This is a genomic window from Bradyrhizobium zhengyangense, assembly GCF_022012435.1.
GTDB classification, from domain to species: domain Bacteria; phylum Pseudomonadota; class Alphaproteobacteria; order Rhizobiales; family Xanthobacteraceae; genus Bradyrhizobium; species Bradyrhizobium zhengyangense.
Genome location: NZ_JAKLUA010000002.1, coordinates 559061 through 575958, shown reverse-complemented (window position 1 = coordinate 575958; position 16898 = coordinate 559061). Strand labels below are relative to the sequence as shown.

Annotated in this window: 18 protein-coding genes; 6 read left to right on the top strand and 12 right to left on the bottom strand. The window is 64.7% G+C overall.

Annotation, left to right across the window (positions count from 1 at the left end):
- The first annotated feature begins 68 nt into the window (after window positions 1–68).
- From L6637_RS11065 to L6637_RS11045, 5 genes are all read left to right on the top strand, one after another.
- A complete protein-coding gene (locus L6637_RS11065; RefSeq protein WP_237863710.1) occupies window positions 69–278 on the top strand; it encodes a ferredoxin in 210 nt (69 codons plus the stop codon).
- 109 nt (window positions 279–387) lie between these two features.
- Window positions 388–1608, top strand: coding sequence for a cytochrome P450 (locus tag L6637_RS11060; RefSeq protein ID WP_237863709.1), 1221 nt, complete (start codon window positions 388–390; stop codon window positions 1606–1608).
- 33 nt (window positions 1609–1641) lie between these two features.
- Window positions 1642–2964, top strand: coding sequence for an MFS transporter (locus tag L6637_RS11055; RefSeq protein WP_237863708.1), 1323 nt, complete (start codon window positions 1642–1644; stop codon window positions 2962–2964).
- 17 nt (window positions 2965–2981) lie between these two features.
- Complete coding sequence (locus L6637_RS11050) at window positions 2982–3644, top strand: sulfite oxidase-like oxidoreductase (RefSeq protein ID WP_237863707.1); 663 nt, start codon at window positions 2982–2984, stop codon at window positions 3642–3644.
- Between the two features lie 24 nt (window positions 3645–3668).
- A complete protein-coding gene (locus L6637_RS11045) occupies window positions 3669–4892 on the top strand; it encodes a bifunctional alpha/beta hydrolase/OsmC family protein (protein WP_237870582.1) in 1224 nt (407 codons plus the stop codon).
- Here L6637_RS11045 and pdxR read toward each other — a convergent pair.
- Window positions 4889–6319 (bottom strand): MocR-like pyridoxine biosynthesis transcription factor PdxR, encoded by a 1431-nt coding sequence (gene pdxR / locus L6637_RS11040; RefSeq protein WP_237870714.1) that lies wholly within the window; start codon window positions 6317–6319, stop codon window positions 4889–4891. The two genes, L6637_RS11045 and pdxR, sit on opposite strands and share 4 nt — an antisense overlap.
- 100 nt (window positions 6320–6419) lie before the next feature.
- On the opposite strand from pdxR, the gene L6637_RS11035 reads away from it, so the two are divergent.
- Window positions 6420–7337, top strand: coding sequence for a DMT family transporter (locus L6637_RS11035; RefSeq protein ID WP_237863705.1), 918 nt, complete (start codon window positions 6420–6422; stop codon window positions 7335–7337).
- Here L6637_RS11035 and L6637_RS11030 read toward each other — a convergent pair.
- The 11 genes from L6637_RS11030 to L6637_RS10980 all read right to left on the bottom strand — a co-directional run bounded on the left by L6637_RS11030 (window position 7316) and on the right by L6637_RS10980 (window position 16892).
- Window positions 7316–8371, bottom strand: coding sequence for a YeeE/YedE family protein (locus tag L6637_RS11030; protein ID WP_237870580.1), 1056 nt, complete (start codon window positions 8369–8371; stop codon window positions 7316–7318). The genes L6637_RS11035 and L6637_RS11030 overlap by 22 nt on opposite strands.
- Before the next feature lie 2 nt (window positions 8372–8373).
- On the bottom strand, window positions 8374–9378 hold the full coding sequence (locus L6637_RS11025; RefSeq protein WP_237870578.1) for a quinone oxidoreductase family protein: 1005 nt from the start codon (window positions 9376–9378) through the stop codon (window positions 8374–8376).
- A gap of 75 nt (window positions 9379–9453) precedes the next feature.
- A complete protein-coding gene (gene paaK, locus L6637_RS11020) occupies window positions 9454–10785 on the bottom strand; it encodes a phenylacetate--CoA ligase PaaK (protein ID WP_237863702.1) in 1332 nt (443 codons plus the stop codon).
- A 30-nt stretch (window positions 10786–10815) separates the two neighbouring features.
- On the bottom strand, window positions 10816–11265 hold the full coding sequence (gene paaI / locus L6637_RS11015) for a hydroxyphenylacetyl-CoA thioesterase PaaI (protein WP_237870576.1): 450 nt from the start codon (window positions 11263–11265) through the stop codon (window positions 10816–10818).
- Between the two features lie 55 nt (window positions 11266–11320).
- Entirely contained in the window at window positions 11321–12403 is a 1083-nt protein-coding gene (gene paaE, locus L6637_RS11010; RefSeq protein WP_237870574.1) for a 1,2-phenylacetyl-CoA epoxidase subunit PaaE, read from the bottom strand.
- Between the two features lie 2 nt (window positions 12404–12405).
- Entirely contained in the window at window positions 12406–12909 is a 504-nt protein-coding gene (paaD, locus tag L6637_RS11005) for a 1,2-phenylacetyl-CoA epoxidase subunit PaaD (protein WP_237870572.1), read from the bottom strand.
- Window positions 12903–13679: a 1,2-phenylacetyl-CoA epoxidase subunit PaaC gene (paaC, locus tag L6637_RS11000; protein ID WP_237863698.1), complete on the bottom strand. Its 777-nt coding sequence runs from the start codon at window positions 13677–13679 to the stop codon at window positions 12903–12905. Before paaC ends, paaD begins: the two co-directional genes overlap by 7 nt.
- Window positions 13679–13966: a 1,2-phenylacetyl-CoA epoxidase subunit PaaB gene (gene paaB, locus L6637_RS10995; protein WP_008136594.1), complete on the bottom strand. Its 288-nt coding sequence runs from the start codon at window positions 13964–13966 to the stop codon at window positions 13679–13681. Before paaB ends, paaC begins: the two co-directional genes overlap by 1 nt.
- 10 nt (window positions 13967–13976) lie before the next feature.
- Window positions 13977–14969 carry a 1,2-phenylacetyl-CoA epoxidase subunit PaaA gene (paaA, locus tag L6637_RS10990; RefSeq protein ID WP_237870570.1) on the bottom strand — a complete coding sequence of 331 codons (993 nt, stop codon included), beginning with the start codon at window positions 14967–14969 and terminating at the stop codon, window positions 13977–13979.
- A 76-nt stretch (window positions 14970–15045) separates the two neighbouring features.
- Window positions 15046–15912, bottom strand: a complete 867-nt coding sequence (paaX, locus tag L6637_RS10985; RefSeq protein ID WP_237870568.1) for a phenylacetic acid degradation operon negative regulatory protein PaaX — start codon at window positions 15910–15912, stop codon at window positions 15046–15048.
- A gap of 209 nt (window positions 15913–16121) precedes the next feature.
- Window positions 16122–16892 carry an esterase/lipase family protein gene (locus L6637_RS10980; protein ID WP_237863695.1) on the bottom strand — a complete coding sequence of 257 codons (771 nt, stop codon included), beginning with the start codon at window positions 16890–16892 and terminating at the stop codon, window positions 16122–16124.
- Window positions 16893–16898: the final 6 nt, after the last annotated feature.

The following is a 16898-nucleotide window of genomic DNA, read 5'->3' as shown; positions in this document are numbered from 1 at the left end:
GCCGCGGACAATAGACAAGAGGAACGCGTGGCCCTTCGGGCGACGCGCACACGACCGAGGGAGCCGCAATGGCAGCGCGACTGAAAGTTCACGTCGATCCCGACAAATGCCAGGGCCACGCGCGCTGCAAGGCGCTGGCGCCGGAGCTGTTCGAGCTCGACGAATACGGCAACGCCCATGAGGTCGGAGATGGCACGGTTCCGCCGGGCCTCGAGGACAAGGCCTGGCTTGCCAAATCCAATTGCCCGGAAATCGCGATCGATGTGATCGAGGAGTAGCGCGCGGCCCCTGCCCGCGCGCGCTTTGCGTACCTTCAGCGAACACGAGCCCCAAGGGAACGAGCCCCAAGCGAACGAGCCCTAAGGGATATTCAAGGGATTTCCAGCCATGTCCGACGTCAGCCAGCCTGTCGCCCATCCGCCCGTCACCGACTGGATCAACGATTTCGACCACACCGACCCGCAATGGACGAACGATCCCTTCCCGATCTGGGAGGAGCTGCGCGCCGCGAGCCCCGTCGTGCACACGGAGCGCTTTCTCGGCTGCTACATGCCGACGACCTATGAAGCCGTGCGCGAGATCGCCAACGACACCGAACATTTCTCCTCGCGCCGCATTATCGTCCGCGACGTCCGGCCCGAGGTCGCCAGGAACGCGGCCCCGCCGATCACCTCGGATCCACCCGTGCACAAGCCGGCCAAGCAGTTGCTGCTGCCGCCTTTCACGCCGGATGCGATGAAGAAGCTGGAACCGCGGATGCGGGCGATCTGCAACGAGCTGATCGACGGGTTCATTGCCGATGGCAAGGTCGACGCCGCCGCGCGCTACGCCAAATACATCCCGGTTCGGGCCATCGCGCACATGCTCGGCATCCCCGAGAGCGACAGCGACCTCTTCATCAACTGGATCCACATGATCCTGGAGGTCGGCATCAAGGACGAGACCAAGCTGCTCGAGGCTGTGCACGAGATGAGCGACTACTTCAGGGCGCATATCGAGGAGCGCCGGTCGAAGCCGACCAACGACCTCATCTCCTATCTGATGAATGCCAAGGACAAGGAGGGCCAGCCGCTGGAAGAGTCGCACGTGCTGGGCTCGCTGCGGTTGCTCCTGATCGCCGGGATCGACACCACCTGGAGCGCGATCGGCTCCTCGCTGTGGCATCTCGCTCGCACGCCGGCCGACCGCGAGCGGCTGATCGCGGAGCCAGAGCTGATTCCCACCGCCGTGGAGGAACTGCTGCGCGCCTATTCGCCGGTGACGATGGCTCGCGAGGTGGTCAAGGAGACCACGGTCTCGGGCTGTCCGGTCAAGGCGGGCAACATGGTGCTGCTGTCCTTCCCGGCCGCCAACCGGGACCCAAAAATGTTTCCGGACGCCGACAAGGTCGTGATCGATCGCCGGGAGAATCGCCATGCCGCCTTCGGCCTCGGCATCCACCGCTGCGTCGGTTCCAACCTGGCGCGGATGGAGATGCAGGTTGCGCTTGAGGAATGGCTGAAGCGGATTCCGGACTTCCGACTCGATCCTGGCGGGACCGTGACCTGGTCGCAGGGCACGGTGCGGGGACCCCGCCAGTTGCCATTTCTGCTGGGAAAGGCGATGTAGGCTCCCAGACAATGGATTTCTGGGAGGCCGGACGTGACAGAGCAAGCAATCAAACCGGCCTCCGACCATTTCGACATCGCCGACGCCGAGCGGCGCATCAAGGCGATCTTCATCGGCTCCATCGGCAATCTCGTCGAATGGTATGACTTTTACGCCTATACGGCGTTCGCGCTGTATTTCGCCCCGGCCTTCTTTCCGGGCAACGACCCCGTGGTTCAGCAATTGAATGCCGCCGTGATATTCGCGGCGACATTCCTGATGCGCCCCCTGGGCGGCTGGTTCTTCGGCTACCTCGCCGACCATTACGGCCGGCGCATCTCGCTGACGCTGTCGGTCGTGTTCATGTGCTTCGGCTCGTTGATCATCGCGCTGACCCCGACCTACGCGACGATCGGCTTCGCTGCGCCGGTCATCCTGGCGCTCGCCCGCGTCATCGAGGGCCTGAGCTTAGGTGGCGAATACGGCGCCAGCGCCACTTACCTGAGCGAGGTCGCCGATCCCAAGCATCGCGGCTTCTACTCGAGCTTCCAGTACGTCACGCTGATCGGCGGCCAGCTGACCGCGATTATCGTGCTGCTGCTCCTGCAAAAGGTCTTCCTCACGCCAGATGAGCTGAAAACCTGGGGCTGGCGTATTCCGTTTGCGATCGGCGCGGCGCTTGCGATTTTTGCCGCGGTGATGCGGCGCAACCTGCATGAGACCGAGGCCTTCGAGGAAGCCAAGAAGGTGGTGAAGCCGACCGGCTCGATCACCAATCTCTTGCGCTACCCCCGCGAGCTGCTGCTTGTGGTCGGCCTCACCGCCGGCGGCACTGCGGCATTCTACACCTTCACCACCTACATGCAGACCTTCGTGAAGCTGTCGGTCGGGCTGACCGAGGACCAGACCACCTTCGTGATCTTCGGCACGCTGATCTTCGCGACGATCCTGCAGCCGATCTACGGCGCGATCTCCGACAAGATCGGCCGCAAGCCGCTGCTGATCTTCTTCGGCGTCGCAGGCACGCTCGCGACGGTGCCGCTGTTGATGACGCTGAAGGAGACCAAATCGCCGTTCATGGCGTTCATCCTGATCTGCTGCGCCTGGCTGTTCGTTGCCGGCTACACCTCGATCAACGCCGTGGTGAAAGCCGAGCTGTTCCCGACCAATGTCCGCGCGTTGGGCGTCGGCCTGCCCTATGCGATCACAGTCTCGATCTTCGGCGGCACGGCGCCGGCGATCGCGCTCTATTTCAAGACCATCGGCCATGAGCAGTGGTTCTACTACTATCTCGCCAGTGTCATCTTCCTGTCGCTGATCATCTATTCCACCATGCGTGACACCAAGCGCGAATCCGCGATGCACCGCCACGAGTAGCTGACTTCGAGCAGATCATGGCCGACGACAACGAGCCGCCCGACAGCAAGCTGACCCGCACCAAACAGAAGTGGGCGCGCGAGGGCCGCTTCCTCACCGGCAAAATTACGCGCCCCGAGGAGCAGCGGCTGCCGCCCGGACAGCATCTGACCAAGGACTGGCCGGTGCTCGATCTCGGTGTGGTGCCGCCTGTGTCGCGCGAGCGCTGGCGGCTGGACGTCTACGGCGCGGTCGAGAACCCCATATTCTGGACCTACGCCGAGTTCGCGGCGCAAAAGCAGGACCAGTTCACCTCCGACATCCATTGCGTGACAACCTGGTCGCGCTACGACAATCAGTGGGAAGGGCTCGCCACGCGTGAGCTGCTTGCGGCCTGCCAACCACGCGACGATGCTCGCTTCGTGGTGCTGCATTCCTATGACGGCTACACCACCAACCTCGCGCTGGAAGACTTTGCCGCCGAGGATGCGCTGCTGGCCCATAGCTGGTCGGGCCAGCCGCTGTCGGACGAGCATGGCGGCCCTGTCAGGCTCGTCGTGCCGCATCTGTACTTCTGGAAGAGCGCCAAATGGCTGCAGGCCATCGAATTCGTGACTGAGGATGCGCCGGGTTTTTGGGAAGTCCGCGGCTATCATAATCGCGGCGATCCCTGGGCCGAACAGCGCTATTCAGGAGACTAGGCTCGAGCAATCAAGGGGAAGCCCATGCCGACGGAACGCTTCCAATTCACGGGTGAAGGCGGCCATCAACTCGCGGCGGCGCTGGAGCTGCCGGACGGCGAGCCCTCATCCTACGCGCTGTTCGCGCACTGCTTCACCTGCGGCAAGGACACGCTGGCAGCTAAGCGCATCTCGGTCGCGCTCGCCGCCAAGGGCATCGCGGTCTTGCGCTTCGACTTCACCGGGCTCGGCTCCAGCGAAGGCGATTTCGCCAATTCGACTTTCTCATCGAACGTCGCCGACCTCGTGCGCGCCGCCGATCATCTCCGCACGACCCGCAAGGCACCGTCGATCCTGATCGGCCATAGCCTGGGGGGTGCCGCGATCCTGGCGGTAGCCGGCAAGATTCCGGAGGCCAAGGCGGTTGTGACGATCGCAGCACCTTCCGACCCTGCTCATGTCACCGGCCTGTTCAGGGAACATGTGGATGCGATCCGAGAGAAGGGCGAGGTCGAAGTGTCGCTTGCGGGTCGACCATTCCGGATCAAGCGTGAGTTCCTCGATGACATCGTCGAGCACGAGCTGATGAAGGACGTCACCGGCCTGCACAAGGCGCTGCTGGTGATGCAGTCGCCTGTGGACGACACCGTCGGCATCGACAACGCGACCAAGATCTTCGTTGCGGCCAGGCATCCCAAGAGCTTCGTCTCGCTCGACCATGCCGATCATCTCCTGACCAAGCCGGCAGATGCGCTCTATGCGGCCGACGTGATCGCCGCCTGGGCCAGCCGCTACGTCGACGTGGCAAAGCCTGCGAAAGTGATGGATCGTGCGGAAGAGCCGCGCAGAGTCGTGGTGCAGGAGACCCGCAAGAGCAAGTTCAACCAGCTCATCACCGTCGGGCCTCATCATCTCGTGGCGGACGAGCCGAAAGCCGCTGGCGGCGAGGATGCCGGTCCCGGGCCCTATGACTTCCTGCTCGCCGGTCTCGGCGCCTGCACCTCCATGACCATGCGCCTCTATGCCGACCGCAAATCGCTGCCGCTCGACCGCGTCACCGTCACGCTGAAGCATTCCAAGATCTATGCCAAGGACTGCGCGGAATGCGAGACGCGCGACGGCATGCTCGACCAGATCGAGCGCGATATCGCGATGGACGGCGCGCTCGATGCCGAGCAGCGCAAGAAGCTGATGGAGATCGCCGACAAGTGCCCGGTGCACCGGACGCTGACGTCGGAGATTCGCATCGTCACCAGGGCCGTGGACTAGAAGCACGCCGCCATCGCTCGCACCGCCGCGCTGATCTCGCTCTCGCGCCAGGCCGCAAAGCCGAGCAGCAGGCCATGATCGCGCGGCTTTCCGAGCGCCAGGCTCGACAAGGCGCGCGTTTCGACGCCGGCCTCGACCAGCCGCTTCACCACAGCCTGATCGGCGCGACCACGCCTGAGCCGGGCGACGAGCTGAATGCCGCCCGAGGGCACCTCGGCCGTGAGCACCTCGCCGAGATGGCGTTCCAGTCCGGCGACGAGATGATCGCGCCTGCAATGATAGAGCCGGCGCATCCGGCGCAGATGTGCGAGGAAATGCCCGTCGGCGATGAACTCGGCGAGCGCCTCCTGGATGTGACTGGATGCGATCAGCCCGATGTGCCGCTGCGCGATCTCGAATGTGCCGACCAGCGCCGGAGGCACGACGAGATAGCCAAGCCGGATATCCGACGTCATCGCCTTCGAGAAGGTGCCGACATAGAACACGCGGCCATGGGCATCGAGCCCTTGCAGGGCCGGGACCGGGCGGCTGTCATAGTGGAATTCGCCATCGTAATCGTCCTCGACGATCCAGGTCCTGCCGGGCCTGCTTGATCCGAGAAACGCGGTGCGGCGGGCCAGCGACATCAGCCGTCCAGTCGGGTGCTGATGCGATGGCGTCATGAAGACGAGCTTTGGCGCGGCCATTCCGGGCATCGGCTGCATGCCCTGCTCATCCAGCCTGATGCCGATGACGCGCGCGCCGGACGCGCGGAAGGCGGCCGCGGCGCCGGGATAACCGGGATCCTCGACCAAGACCGCGTCCCCCTTCGTGATGAGCACGGCTGCGATCAGAGTCAGCGCGGCCTGCGCGCTCGGCAGGATCATGATCTGGTCCGCTGCTGCGCGAACGCCTCTGCTGGTCGCCAGGTAATGCGCCAGCGCCTCGCGCAGCCGTGTGCGATTGACCGGACCAAGCTCACGCTTGGCGGCGTGCACGGCGCTGCGGCGCAGGCACCGCGCCCAGACCTCGTTCGGAAACTCCCGTGCATCTCCATGCCCCGGTCGCAACGGCTTGAGCAGCGCCTGATAGGACATCGGCCAGTCGGTCTGCTTGAGCTTTGAGGCCCAGGGCGAGAGCTGCGGCCTCGCTGAGCGCACGCCAGATGCGGCAACGCCCGCGCCCTCGATGCGCTCGCCGCCGTCGACTGTCACCACAGGACGACGTCCATGCGACGCCGCAAGATATCCCTCCGCGGCAAGCTGCTCGAACGCATAGGTGACGGTGTTGCGGGAGACACCGAGATCGCTCGCAAGCTGGCGGCTCGACGGCAGCGCGCGACCCTTGGCGATACGGCCGGCCGCGATCAGGCCGCGAAGCTGGCTCGTCAACTGCGCCACCAGCCCCTCATCGTCGGCGCGGTTCAGGTCGATCAGGCCGGAGATCATGCTGTCCGATACTGGCACTCTATTCCTTTCCAATCTGGCACTTTTTCAGGTGCCAGCTTGAATGCTATCCACCGCATCGGACTGCTTCAAGGACCTTGCGATGAACTCTTCTTTGTCTCCCCGCGCCGCCATCGGCCTGTTCCTGATCGTCGTGCTGGCCTGGGGCGTGAACTGGTCGATGACCAAGCAGCTCGTGCAATTCCTGCCGCCCCTCTGGACGTCGGCGATCCGCAGCTGGATCGCGCTGGCCGGATTGTTCGTGATCCTCAGGCTGAGCAACAATCTGGTGATCCCGGAGCGGCGCGACATCCCTGTCATCCTCAGCGTGGCGCTGCTGCACATGACGATATTCTCCGTCCTGGTTGCAGCCGGCGTGCGCTTCCTGCCTGCGAGCAAGGCCGTCGTGCTCGGCTACACCACGCCGCTCTGGGTTGCGATCGCCGCGCCCATGCACGGCAAGGATACGCTGACGGCACCCAAGCTTGCCGGCGCCTTGTTCGGCCTGGTCGGGCTTGCCGTCATCCTGAACCCCACATCCATCGACTGGGCCAATCGCAACGTCCTGCTCGGCGCCGGCATGGTGATCCTCGCCGCGATCTCCTGGGCCGCGAACATCATCTATCTCCGGGCGCATCGCTGGATCGGCTCTCCGCTCCAGCTCCTGATCTGGCAGGTGCTGGTCGCGACCATCGTGCTCACCGCATTGGCTGTCATCACCGATGGCCTGCCGCACGCGGAATGGTCGTGGAAGCTTGTGCTGCTGTTCCTGTATTCCGGCCTGATCGGGACGGCGCTCGCCTATTGGGCGATGTCGATGGTCAACAAGAGCATCTCGGCGCTGACGACGGCGCTTGGCACCACGGGGACACCGCTCGTCGGCATCGCCAGCGCGGCGATCCTGCTGGGCGAGCCGATCGACATCAGCCTCGTCGTCGCGGCCGCGCTGATCGTGACCGGAATTGGCCTTGCGACTCTGGGCGACCGGATGTTGCGCCGTCAGGCGACCGCGAGCGGCTGAACGCGCAAGGTGCCGCGCAGGCCTGCCGTCGTGCCGAGCAGGATGCCGGCGACTGCGATGAACGAACCGACGGCAAGCGTCGAGACGCCGGTGAGCCCCTGCCCGATCGAGCAGCCAAACGCCATCACGCCGCCGATCCCCATCAGCGCAGCCCCACCGGCAGAGCGCAGCATGTGACGCGGCGAGGAATAGCCTTCGAGCTTGAAGCGACCGGTGACGAGGGCGGTAACCAGGCTGCCGGCAAAGACCCCGCCAACCGTCGCAATGCCGAAGTTGAGCGTCAGCCCGGTCGAGAGCATCGCATATTGCAGACTATCGGCGATTGGCGCGATGAAGGTGAGTGAGGTCACCGGGACGGGATTGAAGTCGTCGGCGCCGAGATAGCCGGTGACGTACCAGCCGCCGGCAACGAGAAGGCCCACAATAATGCCCGCCGCGATCTGGCCCGGCGAGCGACGGAATGCCGGATGGGCGAAGGCAAACAGAATCAGCGCAACGACGATCACGGTCGCGGCCAGCGCGCGCGAAACCACCTCCGTGACACCGAGCGTCGCGAGCACCGACGGCACAGAAGTCGCGTTGACGGTGATCTGCGAGGCCTGAACCAGCGCGATACGCGCCGGCGCGATCAGGCCCTTGAGCGTCATCTGGGCGGCGATGGCGAGCACGATCACCACGACGAAGGAGCGGAGATTGCCGCGCCCAAGCAGCACCAGCGCGCGCGAGCCGCAGCCGTTCGACAGCACCATGCCGTACCCGAACAGCAGGCCGCCCAGGAACAGCACCGGCACCGAAAAAGTCTGTTGCAGATAGATCGACTTGCCGAGATCGACCATGCCGTAACCGGCGAGGAGCTGGCTCGCGGTAATCGCGACTGCGATCGCCAGTGCATAGGAGCGCACAAGCCGTCCGTCTCCCTCCGCCAGCCATCCGCGCATGCTGCTCATCAGGCAGAAGCCGCTGAGCAGGCCGACGGAACCATAGAAGAGGCCAATGACGAGGCCGGCGAGGATGACGAGTTGGGTGGTTTCCATCGTCACGGCTTCAGGATAAGCCTATCGCGCGAGGAGCCCGCGACAGCAACATAGGCCTCCTTCGCGCGCTCCAGCGGATAGATCGCACCCGCCTTGATCGGGAACGGCTTCAACTGACCGCTCGCAAAGCCATGGCCAAGATCGCGCAGCACCGCGCCCGTCGCCGCGGACGACAGGCCGAGCGTATCAATCCCGACATAGGTATGCTGGCCGCGATAGAATTCGAGGATGTTGAACTGCACGATGCGGTCGATCGCGGCGATCAGGATCTGGCGGCCGCGCAAGCCGAGTGATTTGTGTGCCGCCTGGAAATAGGGATCGCCGACCGTGTTGAAGACGATGTCGGCACCCTTGCCGCCGGTCAGTTCGCGCACGCGTGTGGCGACATCGACGGCGGATGCATCGATCACCTCGATTGGCGCATTGCTGTGACCCTCATAGGCCTCGGCCTTGCGGACCACGCCGGCGACGCGCGCGCCTTGCCAGGTCGCGATCTGCACTGCGGCCTGACCGACCTTGCCGTTGACGCCGAACACAAGCACGGTCTCGCCCGGTTTCGGAATGCCGGCGCGGCGAAAACCTTCCATGGCGGTGACGAAGGGCACGCCGATGCCGGCGGCCTCCTCCCAGGACACCGTTTTCGGCTTCTCCACCACGGCATCGGCTTCGACGACGAGATGACTCGCGTGCGTGCCATCGCGGCGGATGCCGAGATCGCCTGAAGAGCCGAACACCTCGCGGCCGATCGTACCGGCGGGGCCGTCGATCACCACGCCGGCGTAGTCGCGGCCCGGCGTGCGCGGGAAAACGGCATAGGGCATCAGCCCGGTCGCAGCCTTGACGTCGGACGGGTTGACGGCCGCGGCCTTCACCTCGATCAGCAGATCGTTCGGCCCACGCGCGAGCGTGTGACGCTCCACGGTCGGAGCAAGCGCGGCGGCGTTCTCGGCCTTGGCGGTGAGGCGAACGCAGCGTGCTTCGACAGTTTTGGGATCGGCTGGTGACATGGAAAGACCCGGGATTTCTCGCGGGCCTTGTCGCCTTTGGGGGCGGTCAAGTCAATCCGTCAAGTCAGTCCTTGGTCAGTCCTTGGGCCGCTTGTCGTAGAGCCGCTTGGCCTTGCCGAGCGAGCGCTCCAGCGTCGCCGGCGCGACCACCTGGACCCTCGAGCTGACGCCGATCGTGTTCTTGATGTGAGTTGAAATCCGGTCGGCATGGTCGACAAGCCCGCGACCGTCCCAGCTTTCGGGCCGCGCCTCGGCGATGATGGTCAGCTCGTCCATGCGTCCTTCGCGGGTCAGCTCCAGGATGAAGTGGCCGCCGCACCAGTCGGTCGCGAGCAGCACCTCCTCGATCTGGGTCGGGAACAAATTGACACCGCGCAGGATGATCATGTCGTCCGAGCGGCCCGTCACCTTCTCCATCCGCCGCATGCCCGGCCGCGCCGTGCCCGGCAGCAGCCGCGTCAGGTCGCGGGTGCGATAGCGGATCACAGGGAAAGCTTCCTTGGTCAGCGAGGTGAACACCAGCTCGCCCTTCTCGCCGTCAGGCAGCACCGCGCCGGTCTCGGGGTCGATCACTTCGGGATAGAAATGGTCCTCCCAGATGTGCAAGCCGTCCTTGGTCTCGATGCATTCCTGCGCGACGCCGGGGCCGATCACCTCGGACAAGCCGTAGATGTCGGTCGCGTCCATGTCGAAGGCGTCCTCGATCTCGCCGCGCATGGCGTTGGTCCAGGGCTCGGCCCCGAAGATGCCGACCTTGAGCGAGCACTGGCGCGGATCGAGCTTCTGGCGCTTGAACTCGTCGAGGATCGCCAGCATGTAGCTCGGCGTCACCGTGATGATGTCAGGCCGAAAGTCGTTGATAAGCTGCACCTGCCGCTCGGTCATTCCGCCGGAGATCGGAACCACCGTGCAGCCGAGCTTCTCGGCACCGTAATGCACACCGAGCCCGCCGGTGAACAGGCCATAACCGTAGGCATTGTGGATGATCATGCCGTTGCGGCCGCCGGCGGCGCGGATCGAGCGCGCCATCACATCCGACCAGGTGTCGATATCGCGCTGGGTATAACCGACCACGATCGGCTTGCCCGTCGTGCCAGAGGAGGCATGCACGCGCACCAGTTTTTCGCGCGGCACGGCGAACATGTTGAAGGGATAGTTGTCGCGCAGGTCCGTCTTCACCGTAAACGGAAACTTTGCGAGATCGGAGAGCTCGCGAAAGTCCGAGGGATGCACCCCAGCCTTGTCAAAAGCCTTGCGGTAATGCGCGACGTTGTCATAGGCGTGCTTCAGCGACCAGGCCAGCCGCTGCGTCTGCAGCGCCATGATCTCATCGCGTGAGGCGCGCTCCTGTGCATCCATCTCGGCCCTATAGCTGCGGCCGTCGTCCTTCAGCTTCGTCGAAGCCATACTCGTTTCCCCACATATGTGTTCTTCTCTTTATTGATCTTGCGTCGGCAGCCACGCGCCGGGAATGACACGCGAATGCCCACGGAATTCAGCAATGACGGTATCGCCTGCCATGACGCGCACATCATAGATGCCGGAGCGGCCACCGCGGGTCACCTCGCGCGCCTTGGCGACGAGACGGTCGCCGAGCTTGCCCGGCTTGATAAACGTGATCTGCCCCTGCGCCGCGACGACACGGTCATTGTGGGAGTTGCAGGCAAAAGCGAAGGCGGAATCGGCTAGCGTGAAGATGAAGCCGCCATGGGCGATGCGCTGACCGTTGACCATGTCCGGCCGCACCGTCATGGCCAGCGTCGCAAAGCCCGGGCCGATCTCCACGATCTCCATGCCGAGGCCCTTGGACGCATCGTCCTCCGCCCACATCGCATCAGCGCAGGCGCGGGCAGCATCTTCAGGCGACAGGGCGGCTTTGACGTTCACGCGCTTCTCCCGGCGAACTCTTTGCTCATGATGTTCTGCTTGATGGTCAAGGCTGTCAAACGTGGTCGTAGTCGACCACGACCCGCTCGGACGACGGCTTGGCCTGGCAGGTCAGAACAAAGCCGGCCTTCAGCTCCCAGGGCTCCAGCGAATAGTTGATGTCCATGGGCGCCTCGCCCTCGACCAGCTTGGCGCGACAGGTCGAGCACATGCCGCCCTTGCAGGCGAAGGGCAGATCGACACCGGCGCGCAGCGCGGCATCGAGGATGGCCTCGTCCTCGGCGACCGGCACGTCGCGGCGTTTGCCGTCAATGATCAGCGAGGCGATCGCCTTGGGCGGCGCATCGGGTGCCACGGTCTTTTTCGGTCGCGGCTTGCCGCCGAACTCCGAAACGAAACGCTCGACATGGATACGATCATCGGCGATGCCCAGGTTGCGGCAGGTCGCCTCGATGTCTTCGCTCATGCCAGATGGACCGCAGATGAAGACGTGGTCGACGCTCTCGGCTGGCACCAGCGAGCGCAGCAGCACCCTCACCTTTTCGCCATCGAGCCGGCCATGCAGGATCGGGATGTCCTGCTCCTCGCCGGAGATGACGTGGAAGATGGACAGGCGGTCGATGAAGCGATCCTTCAGCTCCTCGAGCGCCTCCAGGAACATGATGTTGTCGGTCGCGCGGTTGCCGTAGAACAGGAAGAAGCGGCTGTCCGGCTCGCGTGCCAGCACGCCCTTGACGATCGACAGGATCGGCGTGATGCCGGAGCCTGCGGCAAAGCCGACATGGATGCGTCCGGCCTCGGCCGGAGGGATCACGCCAAAACGGCCCGTCGGCGTCATCACGTCGAGCTCGTCGCCATGTCTCAGCTCGTCCGCGGCCCAGCTCGAAAACGCGCCGCCGTCGACTTTCTTCACGGCAATGCGGATCTCGCCGTCGTCAGGGCCGGAGCAGATCGAATAGGAGCGGCGCACCTCCTCGCCATCGAGCGTGGTGCGCAGCGTGAGGTACTGGCCGGGACTGAAAGCATAGTCGCCGGCAAGTTCGCGGGGGATGGCGAAAGTCATCGAGACGGCGTCGGATGCCTCCCGGCGGAGGTCGTTGACGGCAAGGCGGTGAAAACGCGGTGCGGCTGCTGACATGGTCAATGACACTTGAAGTAATCGAAGGGTTCGCGGCAAGCCTTGCAGCGCCACAGCGCCTTGCAGGATGTCGAGCCGAATTCAGACAGCAGTTCGGTCTTGTCCGAGCCGCATTGCGGACACGCCACCGTCTGTTCGCCAAATAGCGCGCGGCGCGAGTGTGAAGATTGCGGCGGCGCGATGCCGTAGGCGCGCAGCTTCTGACGGCCTTCCTCGCTCATCCAGTCTGTGGTCCAGGCCGGCGACAGCACGGTCCGCACTTTCGAACGGCGAAAGCCGGCGCGTTCCAGCGCGATCTCGATTTCGAGCGCGATCATGTTCATCGCCGGGCAGCCCGAATAGGTCGGCGTGATCGCGACCTCGACATGGTCACCATCGAGGGTAACGTCGCGGAGCACACCGAGATCAGCGATGGTCAACACCGGAATCTCAGGGTCGACCACGCTCGCCGCGGCGTCCCAGGCGCGCTGGTGCAGCTCGCTGTCGCGCTCCAGCATCGTCACCATGTCTGCCCCGGAAACGTGCGCTGCATCGATTGCAGCTCGGACAGGAGGTGGCCGAGATGCTCGCTATGGCGGCCGGCACGGCCACCCTGCTGCATCCAGTCGTTCTCAGGCAGTCGAAGCGTTGCTTCACTGATGACATCGGAGAGCGTCGTCAGCCAGCGGCCGCGCAAGGTGCCGGGATCGATAGCGATACCGGCGTGGATCAGCGCGCGCTCGCCGTCATCGACGGCGAACATCTCGCCGGTAAAGGCCCAGAGGTGATCGATCGCCCGTTGCGCGCGTGCGTGGCTCTCGTCCGTGCCGTCGCCGAGCCGGATGATCCATTCCGAGGCATGACGCAGATGATAGGCGCTCTCCTTCTCCGACTTCGCGGCGATCGCGGCGAGCGTCGTATCGCGCGAGGTCATCATCGCGCGCCAATAGAGGTCGGCGAAGGCGGAATAGAAGAACTGTCGCACCAGCGTCTGGGCGAAGTCGCCATTCGGCTGCTCGACCAGCAGCAGATTGCGGTACTGCCTGACATCCCGCAGGTAAGCGAGCTTGTCCTCGTCGTTATTCCCGCCTTCGGCCTTGGCGGCGTAGCTGTAAAGCTCGCGCGCCTGGCCGATGAGGTCGAGCGCGATGTTGGAGAGCGCCATGTCCTCTTCCAGCATCGGCGCGTGCCCACACCATTCCGACAGCCGGTGACCGAGGATCAGCGCATCGTCAGCACGGCGCAGGGCGTAGAGCACCAGCGGCGTTTCGGAGACCTGGATGTTTGCAGTGGGCATCACATGTGCCCCACTTCCTCGGGCACCTCGTAAAAGGTCGGATGCCGGTAGATCTTCGATTCCGCCGGCTCGAACATCATGCCCTTCTCGGCGGGGTCGCTCGCGGTGATCGCGGTCGACGGCACGACCCAGATCGACAGGCCCTCACCGCGCCGGGTGTAGATGTCGCGGGCGGCTTGCAGGGCCATGGTGGCATCGCTCGCATGCAGCGAGCCGACATGCTTGTGCGCGAGCCCGTTGCGGCTGCGAATGAAGACTTCCCACAACGGAGTGTTCGGCGTGGCCATATTGATCTCCCTATTCCGCGGCTTGTGCGGTCTGACGCTGCGCGCGCTTTGCGGCATAGGCGGCCGCGGCCTCGCGCACCCAGGCGCCGTCATCATGTGCCTTGCGGCGCGCGGCCATGCGGTCGCGGTTGCAGGGACCGTTGCCGGCAAGCACCTGCTTGAACTCGGTCCAGTCGATCTCGCTGTAACGCCAGTGCCCGTCCGCATCCTGCGTCATGCCGGGATCGGGAATAGTAAGGCCGAGATATTGCGCCTGCGGCACAGTGGCGTCGACGAACTTCTGGCGCAGCTCGTCATTGGAAAAGCGCTTGATCTTCCACTTCGTCGAGGTGTCGCTGTGCTGGCTGGTCGCATCGGGCGGACCGAACATCATCAGCACCGGCCACCACCAGCGGTTCAACGCATCCTGCGCCATCGCCTTCTGCTCGTCCGAGCCGCGGCACAGGGTGAGCATGATCTCGTAGCCCTGGCGCTGGTGGAACGACTCCTCCTTGCAGACGCGGATCATCGCGCGCGCATAGGGGCCGTAGGAGCAGCGGCATAGCGGAATCTGGTTCATGATCGCGGCGCCGTCGACCAGCCAGCCAATGGTGCCGATGTCGGCCCAGGTCAGCGTCGGATAGTTGAAGATCGAGGAATACTTTGCTTTCCCCGCGAGCATGGCATCAACGAGTTCTTCGCGTGAACTGCCGAGCGTTTCAGCGGCGGCATACAGATAGAGCCCGTGGCCGCACTCGTCCTGCACCTTGGCGAGCAGCGCAGCCTTGCGGCGCAAGGTCGGCGCGCGCGTGATCCAGTTGCCCTCGGGCAGCATGCCGACGATTTCGGAATGAGCGTGCTGGGAGATCTGACGTGTCAGCGTCTTGCGATACGCCGCCGGCATCCAGTCATTCGGCTCGATGCGCTCCTCGGCATCGATGCGGGCCTGGAACTGCGCGGCTCGGACCGCATCCTCAAGACCCCGGTCGTCGGTCTCGGCCGTATTCAGCGCCTGGGTATACATGCGCAGTCCTCCCGTTTTGTTGGAGGCAATATATAACAAGAATTATGTCATGCAAGATATTTCTGTAACATGTAGATCAGGCCTCGAACCTCCTTTCCAGGAGCTTTCGCGCCGGGGGCAGCGGGCCTTTTTCATTGGTCCCATGGCGATCAAGCCATTGTTCCGACGGAGCAAGCAGCGCGCGATAGATCTCGCCGCAGAGCGTGCGGGCCGCCCTGCCCGGCCAGTCCGCCGGCAACAGGCTTTCGGGCAGCAGCGGATCGCGCAGCACGACACGGCGGTAATAGTGGATCAGCAGGATCCGCGCCGTGAAAGCGTCGGCCTCGGACAGTTCCGTGCCGCGCGCGAGTGCGGCGCGCAGCGGCTCGAACGTCTTCATGAATTTCAGATAGGCGTCGGCGGTGCGCTCCAGCGGCCAGCTCGCGCTGAGCAGGCGGCGCCCACTGTCATCCTCGGCCGAGACTTCGAGACGGATCGCGCCTGCCGCCTCCTCCGGCACCGGCACGCCTGACGGCGCGACCCACACGCCCGGCAGCGGGCTGCCGAAGCCGGCATTGCGCACGGCTTCGCGCGAGGCGTCGCGATCCTCACCATTGCCGATCAGCAACAGCTCGAAGCGGCCTGTCCAGTCGGACGGCGGCGGATCGTAGATGTGACGCGTCGCGGCTTCGAACGTCTCACGACCTTTCTCGGCGAGGCGATAAAAGCTGTTACGGCCCACCTTCTCGCGCGTCAGCCAGCCATCGGCCGCAAGGCGCGACATCGCCGTGCGCACCACGCTGCCATCGATGTCCAGGCCCTCGAAGAACGCCAGCAGCGTGCCGAGCCAAACCGAGCCGCCGCGCGGCACGACGGCATCGCCGAACATCGTGATGACGATGGAGCCGGTACGTGACGGCTCACGCTTGAGCTGATCGATGATGCGAGAAAGCGGATGCGCCATGCGCGAGGCATAGCGCGTTTGGTGCGGGCGGGACAATGGATGGGAGCGACGGTCTTACTCTCCCTCTCCCCGTTCTTACGGGGGGAGAGGGTTGGGGCGAGGGGCCTCTCTCCTCGAATGAGATCGACGTGAGACCTGTACCCCCTCACCCGGATCGCAAGAGAGCGATCCGACCTCTCCCCGCAAGCGGGGAGAGGTGAAGATGCGCGCTACCGATGCGGATCGGGATAGGCGAGGCTGCGCCAGCCGCTGCGATCGAACGGCCGCCACGCGCCTTCCTTCTGCGCGAGACGGTCGGCGACCGCGTAGACGGCGGCGGGATGATGGCCCATGCCGCAATGGCTGCTGTCGACCTCGATGCTCTCGGTCTGCGCGCCGGTCTTTTCCATGCAGCCTTGCCAGGCGCAGACGCCGTCGGTGCGGCTGAAGATGGCGGTGGTTGGCACCGGCGGCGGCACGGCAAGCTCGCCACCGAAGCGCGGATCAACTTCGTCGGACTTCCGTCCGCTCGCCCATTCGTAGACGCGCCAGGCATTGGTCGACCGGGGGTTACCCGCGAAGGGGCTGCCGAGGGTGATCACCTGGCGCACGCGCTCAGGCATCATCTTGGCGAGTTGGCGCGCATAGAGGCCACCAAGGCTCCAGCCGACCAGGCTGATCTTGCGACCGTGCGTATCGTTGAGCTCCTCGACCAGATCGATCATCCCATCCTGCACGCCCTCGCGCAGGCCGTAATTGCGGCCCTGACGCCAGCCGCTGACCGCATAGCCCTTGCTGGTCAGAAAGGTGCGCAGCGCGCCCGTGGAGGCATCGGAGGCCACAAGGCCGGGCAGCACCAGCACCGGATGCCCGTCGCCACGCGGCGCGAGGCTCAGCAGCGGCAACGCGCCGAGGAATGCGCCGAACTCGTGGATCGCGCGCCCTTCCAGAAACATCAGAGTGCGGGACGGCGGACGCAGCGTCTGGGCAGTTGCGGTCATCAATGG

What these genes read in the sequence shown, in the direction of transcription:
- L6637_RS11065 (WP_237863710.1), top strand. Translation starts at nt 69, where the DNA reads ATGGCAGCGCGACTGAAAGTTCACGTCGATCCCGACAAATGCCAGGGC.
- L6637_RS11060 (WP_237863709.1), top strand. Translation starts at nt 388, where the DNA reads ATGTCCGACGTCAGCCAGCCTGTCGCCCATCCGCCCGTCACCGACTGG.
- L6637_RS11050 (WP_237863707.1), top strand. Translation starts at nt 2,982, where the DNA reads ATGGCCGACGACAACGAGCCGCCCGACAGCAAGCTGACCCGCACCAAA.
- L6637_RS11045 (WP_237870582.1), top strand. Translation starts at nt 3,669, where the DNA reads ATGCCGACGGAACGCTTCCAATTCACGGGTGAAGGCGGCCATCAACTC.
- pdxR (WP_237870714.1), bottom strand. Translation starts at nt 6,319, where the DNA reads ATGATCTCCGGCCTGATCGACCTGAACCGCGCCGACGATGAGGGGCTG.
- L6637_RS11035 (WP_237863705.1), top strand. Translation starts at nt 6,420, where the DNA reads ATGAACTCTTCTTTGTCTCCCCGCGCCGCCATCGGCCTGTTCCTGATC.
- L6637_RS11030 (WP_237870580.1), bottom strand. Translation starts at nt 8,371, where the DNA reads ATGGAAACCACCCAACTCGTCATCCTCGCCGGCCTCGTCATTGGCCTC.
- L6637_RS11025 (WP_237870578.1), bottom strand. Translation starts at nt 9,378, where the DNA reads ATGTCACCAGCCGATCCCAAAACTGTCGAAGCACGCTGCGTTCGCCTC.
- paaK (WP_237863702.1), bottom strand. Translation starts at nt 10,785, where the DNA reads ATGGCTTCGACGAAGCTGAAGGACGACGGCCGCAGCTATAGGGCCGAG.
- paaE (WP_237870574.1), bottom strand. Translation starts at nt 12,403, where the DNA reads ATGTCAGCAGCCGCACCGCGTTTTCACCGCCTTGCCGTCAACGACCTC.
- paaD (WP_237870572.1), bottom strand. Translation starts at nt 12,909, where the DNA reads ATGGTGACGATGCTGGAGCGCGACAGCGAGCTGCACCAGCGCGCCTGG.
- paaC (WP_237863698.1), bottom strand. Translation starts at nt 13,679, where the DNA reads ATGCCCACTGCAAACATCCAGGTCTCCGAAACGCCGCTGGTGCTCTAC.
- paaB (WP_008136594.1), bottom strand. Translation starts at nt 13,966, where the DNA reads ATGGCCACGCCGAACACTCCGTTGTGGGAAGTCTTCATTCGCAGCCGC.
- paaA (WP_237870570.1), bottom strand. Translation starts at nt 14,969, where the DNA reads ATGTATACCCAGGCGCTGAATACGGCCGAGACCGACGACCGGGGTCTT.
- paaX (WP_237870568.1), bottom strand. Translation starts at nt 15,912, where the DNA reads ATGGCGCATCCGCTTTCTCGCATCATCGATCAGCTCAAGCGTGAGCCG.
- L6637_RS10980 (WP_237863695.1), bottom strand. Translation starts at nt 16,892, where the DNA reads ATGACCGCAACTGCCCAGACGCTGCGTCCGCCGTCCCGCACTCTGATG.